This window comes from Methylohalobius crimeensis 10Ki (assembly GCF_000421465.1).
Classification (GTDB): domain Bacteria; phylum Pseudomonadota; class Gammaproteobacteria; order Methylococcales; family Methylothermaceae; genus Methylohalobius; species Methylohalobius crimeensis.
The window spans coordinates 1600603-1615589 of sequence record NZ_ATXB01000001.1; the positions used below are offsets into that span (position 1 = coordinate 1600603).

14 protein-coding genes are annotated in these 14987 nt (G+C 56.5%); 12 read left to right on the forward strand and 2 right to left on the reverse strand.

Features of this window, described 5'->3' with window-relative positions; genetic code table 11:
* Positions 1 to 15: 15 nt before the first annotated feature.
* Positions 16 to 903: a tRNA glutamyl-Q(34) synthetase GluQRS gene (gene gluQRS, locus H035_RS0107995; RefSeq protein ID WP_022948470.1), complete on the reverse strand. Its 888-nt coding sequence runs from the start codon at positions 901 to 903 to the stop codon at positions 16 to 18.
* Positions 904 to 915: 12 nt separating this feature from the next.
* Positions 916 to 1356 (reverse strand): RNA polymerase-binding protein DksA, encoded by a 441-nt coding sequence (gene dksA, locus H035_RS0108000; RefSeq protein WP_026596395.1) that lies wholly within the window; start codon positions 1354 to 1356, stop codon positions 916 to 918.
* A 130-nt stretch (positions 1357 to 1486) separates the two neighbouring features.
* Between dksA and H035_RS0108005 the strand changes: the two genes are divergently transcribed.
* The 12 genes from H035_RS0108005 (at position 1487) to xrtA (ending at position 14984) form a co-directional block, all read left to right on the forward strand.
* Positions 1487 to 2656 carry a pyridoxal phosphate-dependent aminotransferase gene (locus tag H035_RS0108005; RefSeq protein WP_022948472.1) on the forward strand — a complete coding sequence of 390 codons (1170 nt, stop codon included), beginning with the start codon at positions 1487 to 1489 and terminating at the stop codon, positions 2654 to 2656.
* A gap of 73 nt (positions 2657 to 2729) precedes the next feature.
* Positions 2730 to 3359 (forward strand): XrtA/PEP-CTERM system exopolysaccharide export protein, encoded by a 630-nt coding sequence (locus H035_RS0108010; RefSeq protein ID WP_022948473.1) that lies wholly within the window; start codon positions 2730 to 2732, stop codon positions 3357 to 3359.
* A 14-nt stretch (positions 3360 to 3373) separates the two neighbouring features.
* Entirely contained in the window at positions 3374 to 4930 is a 1557-nt protein-coding gene (locus tag H035_RS0108015) for an XrtA system polysaccharide chain length determinant (RefSeq protein WP_022948474.1), read from the forward strand.
* Between the two features lie 9 nt (positions 4931 to 4939).
* Positions 4940 to 5827, forward strand: coding sequence for an XrtA-associated tyrosine autokinase (locus tag H035_RS0108020; RefSeq protein WP_026596397.1), 888 nt, complete (start codon positions 4940 to 4942; stop codon positions 5825 to 5827).
* 220 nt (positions 5828 to 6047) lie between these two features.
* Positions 6048 to 6419 (forward strand): hypothetical protein, encoded by a 372-nt coding sequence (locus H035_RS21970; RefSeq protein ID WP_022948476.1) that lies wholly within the window; start codon positions 6048 to 6050, stop codon positions 6417 to 6419.
* A gap of 14 nt (positions 6420 to 6433) precedes the next feature.
* Entirely contained in the window at positions 6434 to 7738 is a 1305-nt protein-coding gene (locus tag H035_RS0108030) for a porin family protein (protein ID WP_235044559.1), read from the forward strand.
* Between the two features lie 3 nt (positions 7739 to 7741).
* A complete protein-coding gene (locus H035_RS18805; protein ID WP_022948478.1) occupies positions 7742 to 8884 on the forward strand; it encodes an XrtA/PEP-CTERM system-associated ATPase in 1143 nt (380 codons plus the stop codon).
* Complete coding sequence (wecB, locus tag H035_RS0108040; protein ID WP_022948479.1) at positions 8881 to 10011, forward strand: non-hydrolyzing UDP-N-acetylglucosamine 2-epimerase; 1131 nt, start codon at positions 8881 to 8883, stop codon at positions 10009 to 10011. The genes H035_RS18805 and wecB overlap by 4 nt, the downstream gene beginning before the upstream one ends.
* Before the next feature lies 1 nt (position 10012).
* On the forward strand, positions 10013 to 10861 hold the full coding sequence (locus H035_RS0108045; protein WP_022948480.1) for an XrtA system polysaccharide deacetylase: 849 nt from the start codon (positions 10013 to 10015) through the stop codon (positions 10859 to 10861).
* A complete protein-coding gene (locus tag H035_RS0108050) occupies positions 10861 to 11883 on the forward strand; it encodes a FemAB family XrtA/PEP-CTERM system-associated protein (RefSeq protein ID WP_022948481.1) in 1023 nt (340 codons plus the stop codon). Before H035_RS0108045 ends, H035_RS0108050 begins: the two co-directional genes overlap by 1 nt.
* A complete protein-coding gene (locus tag H035_RS18810; RefSeq protein ID WP_026596400.1) occupies positions 11884 to 13275 on the forward strand; it encodes a TIGR03087 family PEP-CTERM/XrtA system glycosyltransferase in 1392 nt (463 codons plus the stop codon).
* On the forward strand, positions 13272 to 14984 hold the full coding sequence (gene xrtA / locus H035_RS21975) for an exosortase A (protein ID WP_022948482.1): 1713 nt from the start codon (positions 13272 to 13274) through the stop codon (positions 14982 to 14984). The genes H035_RS18810 and xrtA overlap by 4 nt, the downstream gene beginning before the upstream one ends.
* Positions 14985 to 14987: the final 3 nt, after the last annotated feature.

Genomic DNA, 14987 nt, shown 5'->3' on the forward strand with positions numbered 1-14987 from the left:
CTTTTTTAATTTCTCCTAGGATATTACAGTGATCCGGGTCCGTCGAGGCAGGCGCTCCGGTTGCCAGTGAGCGATGGCCCAAGGCAGGATGTCCTCCGGTGGCGCTGGTTGAAGTTCCTCCGGCGGGGGGTGCCCGAGCCAAGCGAGCAATTGGCAGAGCAAAGGGCCGGGGGCGGTGTTTTCCACGCTCGGGGCGCCGGTCTGTTTGCTGAGTTTTTGACCGGCCCGATTTTCCAACACCGGAAGGTGGCAATAGGCGGGCGTGGTTAATCCCAGCAGTTGTTGGAGATGGATCTGGCGCGGGGTAGAGGAAAGAAGATCGCAGCCCCGCACAATCTCCGTGATGTGCTGTCGGGCGTCGTCGATCACCACCGCGAGCTGATACGCGATGATCCGATCCCGGCGCCGGACCACGAAATCGCCGCCATGGGCGGCCAGGTTATAGGATTGTTCGCCTTGCAACCGGTCTCTGAAGGTGACGGGACAAGCGCTTGTTTTGACTCGCAAGGCGTGAGGACGGTTGCAGTCGATAGGGCGGTCGCGGCAGTGTCCGGGGTAGGCGCTCATTCCTTTGAGTGATTTGCGGCTGCAAACGCAGGGATAAATCCGTCCTTCCCGCTCCAACTGTGTCAAAGCCTCGTCGTAGGCGGCCTGCATTCGACTTTGATAAACCACGGGGCCGTCCCAGAAAAGCCCGAAACGTTCTAACGTCCGCAGGATGGCGTCTGCGGCGCCGGGGACGCAACGCGGGGTGTCGAGGTCGTCGATCCGGAGATGCCACTGGCCGCTTCTTGAACGCGCTTGCAGAAAGCTGGCCAGGGCGGTCAGAAGAGATCCCGGATGAAGGGAGCCGGTGGGGGACGGAGCAAAACGGCCTCGGTAGTTGCTTGAGGCGGTTTGCATAAAGTGCGCGGTTCAACCCATTTGCTTTTCGCGCAATTCATCCAAAGTCTTGCAGTCGATGCACTGGGTGGCGGTGGGCCGAGCTTCCAGGCGCCTGAGACCGATTTCCACGCCGCAGGTTTCGCAAAAACCATAGTCGGCGGTTTCGATCCGTTCCAGTGCCTCGTCGATCTTCTTGATCAGCTTGCGTTCCCGGTCGCGGGTGCGCAGCTCCAGGCTGAACTCGGATTCCTGGGTGGCCCGATCGGTGGGGTCGGGAAAGTTGGCGGCGTCGTTCTGCATGTGATGGAGGGTTCGGTCCACCTCTTCCATCAATTGAGACTTCCAGCCACGCAAAATTTTGCGGAAATGCTCCAACTGGGCCGGATTCATATATTCCTCGCCTTCCACAGGCTGGTAAGGCTTGAAGGCGTACGGATTGGTTTTGTTGGGGTCTTCTTGTGCGGTCGCCATGGATATAGAACCTTGATTTTGGAAAACGCGAACTTTTACCAGATACGCAAACATTGCGCAATTCTTTTTCGGCCGAAATACCAACTTATAATAGATTATCTTTGACTTATCCGTTTCGGGAGAGTTTCCCTTGCAACCGTATTTGACCAGACTCGAATCCATCCGGCCTTTTATTGTCATGGAGCTCTTGGCAAGAGCCCGGGCACTGGAGGCCCAAGGAACAAGCGTCGTTCACATGGAGATCGGAGAACCGGATTTTCCCACGCCCGACCCCATCGCACAAGCAGGGATGGAAACGATTGCCAAAGGCCGGGTTCAGTATACGCCTGCCGCCGGATTGCCCCAACTTCGCGAGGCAATCGCTGCGTTTTATCGCCAACGTTACGGCATTCGAATTGCCCCGGAGAGGGTGTTTTTGACCCCCGGTGCTTCGGGCGCATTTTTGCTGGCCTTGTCGCTTCTGCTGGAATCCGGAAAACGGGTGTTGATGACCGACCCCGGTTATCCGTGCAACCGGCATTTCGTGCATTTGTTCGGTGGCATTCCGGATGCGGTGCCGGTGACGGCGGACACAAGATTTCATCTTACGGAAACCCTGGTTCGGGAGTATTGGCGGCCGGAAACGGTCGGGGTTTGGTTGGCTTCGCCGGCCAATCCCACGGGAACCGTTATCGATCCGGATGAACTGGCTCGCATTTGCCGAGCAGTAGCGTCAAAAAACGGTTTTTTGATTTCGGATGAAATCTACCACGGTTTGGAGTATCACGGCGGACGATGTGTGTCGGCTCTGGAGGTCGCCGAGAGGGTGTTCGTGGTGAACAGCTTTTCCAAATATTTCGGGATGACGGGTTGGCGGCTCGGTTGGCTGGTGGTGCCGGAAGCATTTATTGACGCGGCGGAACGTGTCGCCCAGAATATTTTCATTTCCGCGCCGACCCATTCCCAGTACGCCGCCTTGGCGGCTTTCGAGCCCCGTACTTTGGATATTCTGGAAGCAAGGCGGCGCAGGTTTGAAGATAGACGGGATTTCTTATACGATGCCTTGTGTTCGCTAGGGTTCAAGATGGGGGGCAAGCCTCGGGGGGCATTTTATCTTTATGCCGATTGTTCCGATTTTACCGCCGACAGCTATCGGTTTGCCTTGGCGCTACTCGATAGGGCTGGCGTGGCGGTGACTCCCGGCTGCGATTTCGGTCGCGCAGGGGCATCCGCGTATGTCCGATTTGCCTATACCGTGGAGCTGGAAGCGCTGCGAGAAGGCGTGGAACGAATCGCTGCCTTTCTAGACCGGGATGTATAAAAATATAGTTATTTCTGAATTCTTTGCTAAATTTAGATGGATCCAACCAACTGCGGTGCTGAGGAGTTAGGCAGTGGAGAAAAATAAACCGTGTTTCCGGAAATTCAAGTTCGCTGGCTTTTTGGCTGTCCTACTGATCGTTTTGTATGGGTGCAGTCCCTATCCACCCTTAAACCCTCGCGCCGAACCTCCGGCCGATTATACCTACATCATCGGTCCGGGAGATTCCCTGGAAATGTTTGTTTGGGGAAATCCGGAAATTACTCGTACCGTGGTGGTGCGTCCCGACGGCAAAATATCCGCTCCCTTGGTGGAGGAATTGCCGGCCACCGGTAAAACCCCTTATCAATTGGCTCGGGATATCGAAGGGGAATTGGCTCGTTATATTCGCAACCCCTTGGTCACGGTGATCGTTTCCGGTTTCGTGGGGCCTTACAGCGAGCAGATACGGGTGGTGGGGGAAGCGGCCAATCCCCAAGCGGTGCCTTATCGAGAGCACATGACCTTGCTTGATCTGATGATCCAAGTGGGTGGTTTGACCGAATTCGCGGCAGGCAATCGGGCGACGCTGGTTCGTTGGATCAACGGGGAACAGCGCCAGTTCAATGTTCGGATCGACGATTTGATCGAGGACGGGGATATTACCGCCAATGTCGACATGCTGCCGGGCGATATCTTGATCGTTCCCGAGGCGTTTTTCTAATCGCGGAGGCGGTTATGTATGAATTGCTGCAAGAAGCACTGGGTTATCTGAAGGTTGCCAGCCGCTACAAATGGTGGGGGGTTTTGGTTGCCTGGATGGTTTGTATCGCAGGCTGGGTGTTTGTCTCCCAGATGCCGGATCAATACCGAGCCGAAGCCAAGGTCTTCGTGGATACCCGCTCCATTCTACGTCCTTTGCTGCATGGCCTGACCATCGAACCGGATGTGAGCGGACAGGTCCGGCTCATGACCCGACTGCTGTTTACCCGCCCGAATCTGGAGAAAATCGCGCGCATGACCGATCTGGATTTGGCCGCCAAGGATGAAAAAGCCATGGAAGCCATTGTCAATCGCCTGGAATCATCCCTCAGTATCAATAGCGCCCGCCAGACCAATATCTTTACCATCAGCGCCGACGACGACGATCCCCAACTGGCCAAGCGATTGGTGCAGTCGATGTTGACCGTGTTCGTGGAACAAGCCTTGGGTGAGGCCCGGCGGGATTCGGACAATGCGCAAAGATTTCTGGATCAGCAGATCAAGGAATACGAGCGCCGCTTGCAGGCGGCGGAAGCGAGAATCGAGAGCTTCAAGCGCGAGAATTACGGCTTGCTTCCAAAACAGGGAGGAGATCTTTACAGTCAATTGCAAACGGCCCATGCCGAGTTGGAAGAGGCCAAGCTGGCTGTGCAGGAGGCGATCAATCGCCGCGATCAAATCGCCAGCCAGTTGGAAAGCGAGGAACCCATGTTCATGGAATTCGGACAAGCCCTCAGCCCGCTGGAAACTGAAATCCAGTCCCTTCAGGCGCGCATGGATGAAATGCTCCTCAAATATACCGATCGTCATCCGGAGGTGATCACGTTAAAGCGCCGCATCGCCCAGTTGAAAAAACAGCAGGCGGAACAGGAAGAGCGTGCCATGGGAGAAGGATCGTTCATGGAGAGCGTGGGAGCGGGTGGCGAAACGAACCCGGTTTTTCAGCAGATGAAAATCACCCTTAGCGAGGCCGAGGCCAACGTAGCATCATTGCAGGCGCGGGTGAATAGTTACGAAAATCGGATTCAAAAACTCAAGGAACAGATGGATTCGCGTCTAAAGGTAGAAACGCAATTGAAAGATTTGAACCGTGATTACGGCACCATCAGAAAGAACTATGAGGCCCTGTTGGCGCGCCGAGAGCAGGCCAGGCTCTCCGAAAGCGTGGAGCAAAACACCGATACGATTAAATTCCGAGTGGTCGACCCCCCGCAAGTACCTTCCAAGCCGTCGGCGCCGAACCGTATTCTCTTGTCGGCGGGGGTGCTGGGCGGCGGTTTCGTGATCGGGGTGGGTTTGCCCGTCTTACTGGCTTTATTGCGTCCCACCCTCGTTTCGACTCAGCAATTGCGGGAAATCGCCGGATTGCCGGTGTTGGGCTCGGTTTCCATGAACTGGGTGCCGGCAATTCGGAAACGAAAATGGCGCGAGCTGATTCGTTTCAGCGGTGCTTGTGCGGGACTTTTACTCTTTTTTGCCGTGCTTGTGCTGATGGAGGTCAAGGGGATTAATTTGTATTCCATAAACACATAGGTTGGTGTCGTGAGTACGATTGAAAAGGCATTGGAAAAGCAGGAAGAATCCTCGAATGGGCAAGCGCCGGAAAAAAATGAGGCCGAGCCTGTCTCTGGCAGTGCGGCTGCACCGGCTCGGGGGGCTTCCAGCCATGCTGCGGAACTAAGGGATAAAGCTCCCCAGATTCAGGTGGATGTGGCGCAGTTGGAGGCGCGCGGAATGTTGTCTCCCGATGCAGCCCATGGCAATTTGGCGGAGGAATATCGGTTAATCAAGCGTCCTTTGTTGATGAACGCCTTTGGAGAGGGGCGCAACCGGATCGACAATGCCAACCTGATTCTGGTGACCAGCAGTCTGCCGGGAGAGGGAAAAACCTTTACGGCGGTCAACCTGGCCCTGAGTATTGCCGCGGAGCGAGACAAGACGGTTCTGTTGGTGGATGCCGATGTGGTGAAGCCGGCTGCCTCCCGAATATTCGGGGTAGTCGATCGGCCGGGTTTGATCGATTTGCTGGAAGGAGAAACGACATTTTCCGAGGCTTTGCTCAGAACCGATATCCCCAAGTTGACCCTGCTGCCATCCGGACGTCGGCATTCCCACGCCACCGAACTGCTGGCCAGCGAAGGAATGGTGCAATTGGCGGAAGAGGTGTCGAGGCGCTATCCGGACCGCGTTATTATCTTCGATTCTCCACCCCTTTTGGCGACGACTCAGGCCAGTGTCCTGGCGACTCATGTGGGACAAGTGGTATTGGTGGTGGAAGCTGAATCCACCCCTCAGCACATCGTCAAGGAGGCCACCGAAATGCTTTCGGATTGCGAAATAGTGGGCTGTATCTTGAATAAAACCATGCAAGGTTTCGGGCTGGGGTATTACGCTTATTATGGTTACAGATACTACAACTACGGCGAATAACCGAGCATGGAACGCATCCGTTGGATTCTGCTGGGAGTGGTGTTGCTGGAAATGCAAAGTCCTGTCGTGGGTGCCGATTGGTATATCACTCCTAGCCTGATTCTTAGGGAAACCTATACTGATAACTTCAGTCTGCAGCAAGGCGAGGCCGAGAGTGCCTGGCTGACTGAAATCAATCCGGGTATTTCTATTTCCAATACTGGCCGAGGAGGTGGTCTCGGTGGAGGCGGTCTCGGCGGAGGTGGTTTCGGCGGCGGCGGTCTCGGCGGCGGCGGTCTCGGCGGAGGTGGTCTCGGCGGAGGTGGTCTCGGCGGAGGCAGTCTCGGTGGAGACGGTCTCGGTGGAGGCGGTCTTGGCGGTGGTCTCGGCGGAGGCGGTCTTAGCGGTGGTCTTGGCGGTGGTCTTGGTGGGGCCGGTTTCGGCGGAGGTGGTTTCGGCGGAGGTGGCCTTGGAGGCGTTGGCGGCGGCGGCCTTGGCGGTGGCCTCGGAGGGAGCGGCTTCGGGGGTGGCCTCGGCGGAGGCGGCTTCGGTGGAGGCGGCTTCGGTGGCGTGGGTGGTGCGAGCAGGCCTCAAGGCCCGCGTGTGCGAATGAACCTCAACTACCGAATGCAAAATATATTGTCCACCCAGGAAAACCGAACCTTTCAACAAGCCCATCAGCTGCAAGCCAACAGCACGGCGGAAGTGATCGACCAATCGGTCTATCTGCAAACCCGCGCCACCGCCGGGCAAACCCTGGTCAATCCCCGGGGCAGACAAACGACCGACAATCTCTCCAATACCGGCAACCGCGCCAATTTCTATACGGTCAGCGTGAGCCCTTATTGGCTGCCTCATTTTGGCGGCTACGCCGATGGCGCGGTGCGCTTGCGTTATGACTACACCACCACTTCCAGCGGGCAGGCATCGGATACCCAGAACCATACCGAGTCGGTTTTTTTTCGAAGCGGGCGGCGCTTCAGTCTTCTGAATTGGCAAATCGGTGCGCAAAACCGAGAAAGCATACGCACTTCGACCTCGGGACAAAACGTTCAATTCCGAAACGCCTTTGGACAAGTAAGCTACCGTTGGCACCGAAAGTTCAGTACCTTCGTCCAAGGAGGATGGCAAGACAATTCTTTCCGTAGCCGGACCAACACCAACAATAATGGCCTGTTTTATACCGTCGGGGCGACCTGGACTCCCAGCCGCATGCTGATGCTGCAGGCGGGGGGCGGCAACAACAGTTTCGCGACAATCCGAATTCAGCCTTCTCGAAGAACGCTGCTTCAGGGCACTTACCGACGCAACAACGTGGGGACCAATACCGGTGACGTGTTTTTCGGGCTGCTTCAGCACCGCACCCGCCATACGCTTTGGCAAGGGCAATATTTCGAGGATACCACCACGACTCAAACCGTCCTCGCCGAACAACAGATTTTCCTGGTGACCGATCAATTCGGCAACCCCGTCTTGGACCCGGTCACCAATCAGCCCGCCCTGGTGGCGATCGATCTGCCTCAATTGGTGGATGAAGTCTTCGTGCGCAAGCGCGGACAATTGTCGTTTACCGGCTTTACCGCCAAACATACTTTCAATGCCCGTGTATTTGTGGAGAAGCGAACCTTCCAGGTTCAGGAAAACGATTCGGATATATTGGGTTTTTCGGGAGGCTGGAATTGGCGCTGGGGAACCCGGACCAATGCCTCCCTCTTTTTCAATTGGCAGCAATCCGATTTCACCCAAGGGCAGCAGAACCAGGGCGATCTAACCAATACTTTTTGGACGACTTCCTTCCGCATCACCCGGCGTTTGACGCCAGATGTGAACGCCTATTTGCAATACCTACACTCGGAACAAACATCGGATAGCGTTTCCGATTTGGATTTTCAGGAAAACCGGGCGGTTGCGGCCATCGCGATGACTTTTTGATTTATGTATACGAAATATTACCGACTCAGCAAAAAACCTTTCCAACTGACGCCGGATCCGGAATTTTTCTTCAACAGTTCGGTGCACAAACGCGCGTTGGCGTATCTGCGCTACGGTTTGGCTCAAGGGGAAGGTTTCATCGTGGTGACCGGAATGCCGGGGACCGGCAAGACCTTGCTGGTCAAGGCCTTGTTTCAATCGCTCCAGCTTCAGAATGTGGTCGCCGGCTTGATGGTCACATCCCAAGTGGGAGCGGAGGATACGCTCAGAATCATTTCCGCCACTTTCGGGCTGTCCTACGACGGCGACGACAAAGCCACCTTGCTTAGAAATTTGGAAGCCTTTTTTAAAGATAAGGCTCGCGAGGGCAAGCGGATCCTGTTGGTGGTGGACGAAGCTCAGAATCTTCCCCGGCAATCGCTGGAAGAACTTCGCATGCTGTCCAATTTCGAGATGAGCGGGCGGCCTTTGTTTCAAGCCTTTCTCCTGGGACAGGACGAATTCCGCTTGGCGCTTCAAGACGAGCATATGGCTCAGGTGCGCCAGCGGGTGATTGCCACCTATCACCTCCGTCCCTTAACCATGGAGGAAACCCAGGCTTATATTCTCCATCGCTTGAAGCTGGCCGGATGGCAGTCCGACCCCGGTTTCACCGAGGAATCGTTCGCGCGGCTGCACGAATTCACCGGCGGTATTCCCCGAACCATCAACACCCTGTGCGATCGATTGCTGTTGTTTTCCTATTTGGAGGAAATCCACGAGATTGATGAACAAGCGGTAGGGACCGTCATCGAGGAAATCGAAGAGGAAGCACCTAGAGACGTCTCCGGACAGGAGGCGGTGAGCCCGGTATATAGCGAACCGCTGGCAACGCCATCCGAACGAATCGATACCCCTTATTTGGAGCGCATCGCCAAACTCGAGCGTTCGGTCGCGGAAATGCAGCAAATCATTCGGCAGGAACGCGCCCTATTGCGTAAGGCGATCCTGCTGCAATTGGACATGGATTCGGTTTACGAACTCGAGGAGACGCTGTCGTCCAATCCTCCCGTGACTTCATCTCTTTCCTCCCGGCGGGAGGAAGCAAAAAATGCAGAGGGAGAGAAATCCCCACCAAAGAAGCAAACTCACCAGGAGAATGCATGAAGCGGCGACCACAACTCGTGTGTGTGGTGGGGGCGCGGCCCAATTTCATGAAAATCGCCCCTATCTATACGGCTTTGGAGCGACCAGGAACCATCGATCCGATCCTCGTCCACACCGGCCAACATTACGACGAGGCGATGAAGGACACCTTTTTCCGACAACTGGGTATTCCGGAGCCGGATCTGGATCTGGAGGTCGGTTCCGGCAGTCACGCGGTCCAAACCGCCCAAATCATGCAGCGTTTCGAGCCGGTGTTGGAGGATGCGGCACCCTTCGCCGTGTTGGTGGTGGGGGATGTCAATTCGACCATCGCCTGTGGTCTGGTTGCGGCTAAAAAACAGGTGCCCTTGATCCATGTCGAAGCAGGTCTTCGCAGCGGTGATCGTACCATGCCGGAAGAAATCAACCGGGTCCTGACCGATCAGCTTTCGGCGCTTTTGTTCACCACCGAACGTGCGGCGAGAGACAATCTGCTCCGCGAAGGAATCGCCGAGGATAAAATCCATTTCGTCGGCAACGTCATGATCGATTCCCTGCTGGGGCATTTGGATCAAGCGTTTCCTCCCGCCGAGACATTGGCCCGGCATGGCCGAAAGTGGCCTCTCAACTCAAACAACAACGCCTCTGACTACGCAGTCCTCACCTTGCACCGGCCATCGAACGTCGACGATCCCGAAGTTTTGGGGCGTTTGCTGCAAACATTGACGGAAATCAGTCGGCGCATGCCAATTATATTCCCCTGCCATCCGCGTACCGACAAGATGATCGAACGCTTCGGTCTGGATGGCCTGATCGCGGCGTCCGGGATCATCTCGACGCCTCCGTTAGGCTATTTGGAAATGCTGGGCTTGATTCGCTCCGCGCGTCTGGTTCTGACCGATTCCGGCGGCCTCCAGGAAGAGACCACCGCCTTGGGGGTTCCGTGCGTGACCCTGCGCGAAAACACCGAGCGCCCCATAACGATTACCGAGGGTACCAATACCCTCGTGGGCAGCGATCCCGATGCGATTTTTACTTGCGTGGAAGATATTCTGAACGGCGGCGGCAAGCGCGGGCGGATTCCGGCGCGCTGGGACGGCAAGGCGGCGCAGCGGATCGTTCAGGTCATCGAAAAAAAGTTGCTTTGACATGTCAAGCCAACCCTGCAACGCCATGAGCGTGGATGTGGAAGACTATTTTCAAGTCTCCGCCTTCGAGCCGCATATCGATAGCGCGGATTGGGATCGCTGGCCCCACCGGGTGGTTGCCAACACCGAGCGCATTTTGAATCTTTTTGATCGACACGAGGTAAAAGCGACCTTCTTCATCTTGGGTTGGGTGGCCGAACGTTATCCCCATCTGATCCGCGAAATCGTCGACCGCGGTCATGAATTGGCCTGTCACGGATACGCCCACGTGCGGGTCACCCGGCAATCCCCGGAGGCATTTCGCCGGGACGTGACCCGGGCCAAAGCCATTCTCGAGGAGGTGGGCGGGGTCGAAGTGACCGGCTACCGCGCCGCCAGCTATTCCATCGGTCGCGGCAATCTATGGGCCCTGAAGGTGCTCGAGGAATCGGGGTTCCGATACAGCTCCAGCATCTATCCGGTCAAGCACGATCTTTACGGGATGCCCGAGGCGCCCCGTTTTCTTTTTTATCCGGATAACGCCCCCGGGCTTGCCGAAATCCCCGTCAGTACGATCCGATTGGGCAAGCGGAATTTTCCCTGCGGCGGCGGAGGCTATTTCCGCCTTTATCCTTACCGCTTCTCTCGTTGGGCTCTGAACCGAATCAACGGGGAAGGGCGCCCGGCGGTGTTTTATTTCCATCCTTGGGAAATCGACTCGGACCAGCCTCGCCCCGCCGACTTAAAACTCAAAACCCGCCTGCGTCACTATCTCAACCTGGCGCGGATGGAATCCCGCCTGGAACGGCTACTGCGGGATTTTAGCTGGGATACGATGGAAAACGTCTTTTTTAATCAATCGGTTGCCTAATGGAAGTTAAAGTATTCACTTCGGCCGACGCCGGTCGCTGGGATGCGTTCGTGGCGGATCGGCCAGAGGCCACTTTTTTTCATCTTTCCGATTGGCGTAAGGTGCTGGAAAACGCTCTCGGCCACGCCACTTATTATCTTTACGCGGAGAAGGCAGGTGAAATCGTCGGTATTTTGCCTTTGGGCCATATTCGTAGCCGTTTGTTTTCCAATGCGCTCATATCCACGCCGTTCTGCGTCTATGGCGGATCGGTGGCCGGGGACCCCGCCGTCAGAGACGCTTTGGAGGCTGCCGCCTGTGATCTGGCGCGGGATTTGAACGTCGACCATCTGGAACTGCGCAATCTTCAACCTTCGGGGGCGGGTCGTCCTGTCAAGGACCTTTATGTCACTTTTCGCAAAACCCTCGATCCGGATCCGGAGACTAATCTGAAGGCCATCCCCAGAAAACAGCGGGCCATGATACGAAAAGGCATCCAAGCCGGTTTGGAAAGCGTGATCGACGAGTCGGTGGACCGCTTTTACGAGATTTACGCGGAAAGCGTGCGTAATCTGGGAACCCCGGTATTTCCCAAATCCTATTTTCGCAGTTTGAAAGACACTTTCGGCAAGATGTGCGAAATCCTGATGGTGGAATACCAAGGCGAGCCGGTGGCCGCGGTCATGAATTTTTATTTCCGCGACGAAGTGTTGCCTTATTACGGCGGAGGGTCCACCGCCGCGCGGCAATTGAAGGCGAATGATTTCATGTATTGGGAGGTGATGCGGCGGGCGGTCGAGAAAGGGGTGAAAACCTTCGATTACGGCCGCAGCAAAAAAGGCACCGGTTCTTACCGTTTCAAGACCCATTGGGGTTTCGAGCCCCAGCCGTTGCACTACGAATACGAATTGATCCGGGCCAAGGAACTGCCGGACATCAATCCCTTGAACCCCAAATACCGGCTGTTCATTCAAGCCTGGCAGAAACTCCCTTTGCCGGTCAGCAAACTGATCGGGCCCTGGTTGGCGCGGAGTCTCGGCTAGATGGCGAATCTTCTCTACCTGACCCATCGAATTCCCTATCCGCCCAACAAGGGGGACAAGATTCGCTCTTTTCACTGGCTCAAGCATTTTGCCAGTCGGCATCAGGTGTATTTGGGGACCTTCATCGACGATCCCCGGGACTGGCGGCACGCCGAAGCGGTGAAAAAATACAGCCGGGATGCTTTGATTCTAAATCTACCTCGGCGTTGGGCGACCTTGAAAAGCCTGACCGGTTTGTTGCGGGATCGGCCGCTGACCCTGCCGTATTATGCCAACGCGCGCATGGCCAATTGGGTCCGCGAGTTGGCGGATGCCGGCAAAATCGATGCGGCCTTCGTATTCTCCTCCGCCATGGCCCAGTTCGTCGATCCGCGTTGGGAGTTGCCCAAAATCATCGATTACGTCGATGTGGATTCGGACAAGTGGCGCCAATACGCCGCCAGCAAGCCGGTTTGGAGTCGCTGGATTTACCGTCGCGAAGGGGAGAAACTCCTGGCCTATGATCGACAAGTGGCGAAGTCGTTTGATCTCAATCTGTTCGTTTCGCCGGCCGAGGCGGAATTGTTTAAACGATTGGCCCCGGAGGCGACGGGCAAGGTGGATTACGTGGAAAACGGCGTGGATCTGGAGTATTTCCAGGGCGGGCGCGAGTTTTCCTCGCCCTATCACCCCGGTGAACAGGTATTCGTTTTCACCGGCGCCATGGATTACTGGGCCAACATCGACGCGGTGCGCTGGTTCGCCGACCGGGTATTTCCCAAACTACTGCAATATCACGTGGAAGCCCGTTTCTACATCGTCGGCGCCCGTCCCGCCGAGGCGGTCAAGGCCCTCGGTCGCCGCGAGGGCGTCGTGGTGACCGGCGCGGTCGAAGATATCCGCCCCTATCTGGCCCATGCCCGCTTGGCGGTGGCGCCGCTACGGATCGCCCGAGGCATTCAGAACAAAGTGCTGGAGGCATGGGCCATGGGCAAGTCGGTGCTGGCTACCTCGATGGCCATGGACGGACTGGATCTTGGAGCTTGCTTTCCCGGGGTGGAGAGGCCGGGGGATGGCCTTCAGGGACGCCGTGAACCCTTCCCTGGGGGCTCCCCCCCACCCAACCCTCCCCCCAATGGGGGGAGGGCAAGGGAGGGGGGGCGCGAACGCCCTTCAGGCCATCCCCCGGCCTCTTATCGGGCGTCAAAGACTGTTGGTAAACAGCCTCTTGCATCGAGTTTTTCCGTGGAGGTGGCCGACGACCCCGATGTCATGGCCGATCTGGCTATCCGGGCTTTGACCGAGCGGGATTTTTTGCCCCGATATTCCGCCGGCAACCGGAGGTTTGTGGAAATGCGCTATAGTTGGGAAAGGCATCTGGAACGCTTGGACACACTTTTGGACGTGTTATGAACACAACCCGTCTGAGCCGAAATCGCGCATCGGAAATGGGGGTGGTTTCTCGAAACTGGCGAATCCCTCTGTTGGCGTTGGGAATCGGGGTGACGGTGCTGTTTGCCTTTTATTGGCGGACTTTTTACGCCATGGTCGAGATTTGGGAGCGCTCGGAAACCTTCGCCCACGGGTTTTTGATTTTTCCCATCAGTGCCTATCTGATCTGGCGCCGCCGACGAGAATTGGGTGGATTGACTCCGCGGCCCGACTGGCGCGGGTTGCCGGTTTTGGCGGTCCTCGGATTCGGCTGGCTGCTGGCCAATGTGGTGGATGTTCGGGTGGTTCAGCAGTTCGCCTTCATCGCCATGTGGATTGCCCTGACCTGGAGCATTCTCGGTTGGAAGATCATCCGAGAAATCGTCTTCCCCTTGGGTTTCCTGTTTTTCGCCGTTCCCTTCGGCGAATTCCTGATCCCGCCGCTCATGGATTTCACCGCCGATTTCACCGTGATGATGATCGAACTGACCGGAATTCCGGTTTATCGCGAGGGAACCTTTTTCAGTATTCCCTCGGGGGATTGGTCGGTGGTGGAAGGGTGCAGCGGCCTCAGGTATCTGATCGCCTCCATCACCGTCGGCTGTCTCTATGCCTATTTGAGTTATCGCTCTCTTTGGCGGCGCTTGGCGTTTGTCGGACTGGCGATTTTTTTCCCCGTTATCGCCAACGGTCTCAGGGCCTATATGATCGTGATGATCGCTCATTTTTCCGATATGCAGCTGGCCTTGGGGGTGGACCACTACATCTATGGCTGGGTGTTTTTCGGCCTGGTGATGCTGTTGATGTTCTGGATCGGTTCCTTTTGGCAGGAGGATGAACCGGAGAGGGGAAAATCGTCCGGACAGGCGGATAAGGGCGGACACGCAGGTTCGCCCCTACAAAGCATAGACGGGGACGCGGAACCGCAGACCCGCATGCAAATGACAAATGTCGGAAGGGACCCGCAAATCCGCCCACACCCAAAAAACGTAGGGGCGGACCCCTGTGTCCGCCCTCCCTCCGGAGAGGTGAACCTAAAATCCCATGTGCTGATAGCCTGTATCGGTTTGTTCCTCCTGACGGTATGGCCCGTGCATGCCGCTTATCTGCGCGATTTGGCTCTTTCGAAGACGGCACCGGTCGGCGTGTCCCTGCCGGAGGGGGAGAGTGTCTGGCGACGGGTCGAGGGGAACCTGACTTCCTGGGAACCGCGCTATCTGTATCCGGACGCCAAGGCCAAGGCGGTCTACACCGACGGGGAGCGGCAAGTTGAATTGTACGTTCTCTACTATCGCACCCAGGCCCAAGGCAAAGAGTTGGTCAATTCCCAGAACATTCTGATTCCGCAGAAGCATCCGGTTTGGAAAATGCCATGGGAGAAAACGCGGGAGGTGGTCTTATCGCACAGAACTTTGCGGTTGCGCGAAGGGATCCTGGAGTCCGCCCGTCAAAAACTTCTGGTTTGGCGCTGGAACTGGGTGTCCGGAAGATTCACCGCCAACGATCATTGGGCCAAATTGCTGGAAGCGCGCGACAAGCTATTGGGACATCCGCGGGATGCCGCCGGTATCGTGATGGCGGCCGAATACGGAGACACGCCTGAGCGGGCCGCCCAGATCTTGCGGGATTTTAGCGGCGAAATGCTGCCCGCGATCAGGCGGTCGTTGCAGAGAACGGCTCGGAATCGATAGCTT

Coding starts and splice junctions, on each gene's coding strand:
- dksA (WP_026596395.1), bottom strand. CDS start 1,356: ATGGCGACCGCACAAGAAGACCCCAACAAAACCAATCCGTACGCCTTC.
- H035_RS0108015 (WP_022948474.1), top strand. CDS start 3,374: ATGTATGAATTGCTGCAAGAAGCACTGGGTTATCTGAAGGTTGCCAGC.
- H035_RS0108050 (WP_022948481.1), top strand. CDS start 10,861: ATGGAAGTTAAAGTATTCACTTCGGCCGACGCCGGTCGCTGGGATGCG.
- H035_RS0108045 (WP_022948480.1), top strand. CDS start 10,013: ATGTCAAGCCAACCCTGCAACGCCATGAGCGTGGATGTGGAAGACTAT.
- H035_RS18810 (WP_026596400.1), top strand. CDS start 11,884: ATGGCGAATCTTCTCTACCTGACCCATCGAATTCCCTATCCGCCCAAC.
- xrtA (WP_022948482.1), top strand. CDS start 13,272: ATGAACACAACCCGTCTGAGCCGAAATCGCGCATCGGAAATGGGGGTG.
- wecB (WP_022948479.1), top strand. CDS start 8,881: ATGAAGCGGCGACCACAACTCGTGTGTGTGGTGGGGGCGCGGCCCAAT.
- H035_RS0108030 (WP_235044559.1), top strand. CDS start 6,434: ATGCAAAATATATTGTCCACCCAGGAAAACCGAACCTTTCAACAAGCC.
- H035_RS18805 (WP_022948478.1), top strand. CDS start 7,742: ATGTATACGAAATATTACCGACTCAGCAAAAAACCTTTCCAACTGACG.
- gluQRS (WP_022948470.1), bottom strand. CDS start 903: ATGCAAACCGCCTCAAGCAACTACCGAGGCCGTTTTGCTCCGTCCCCC.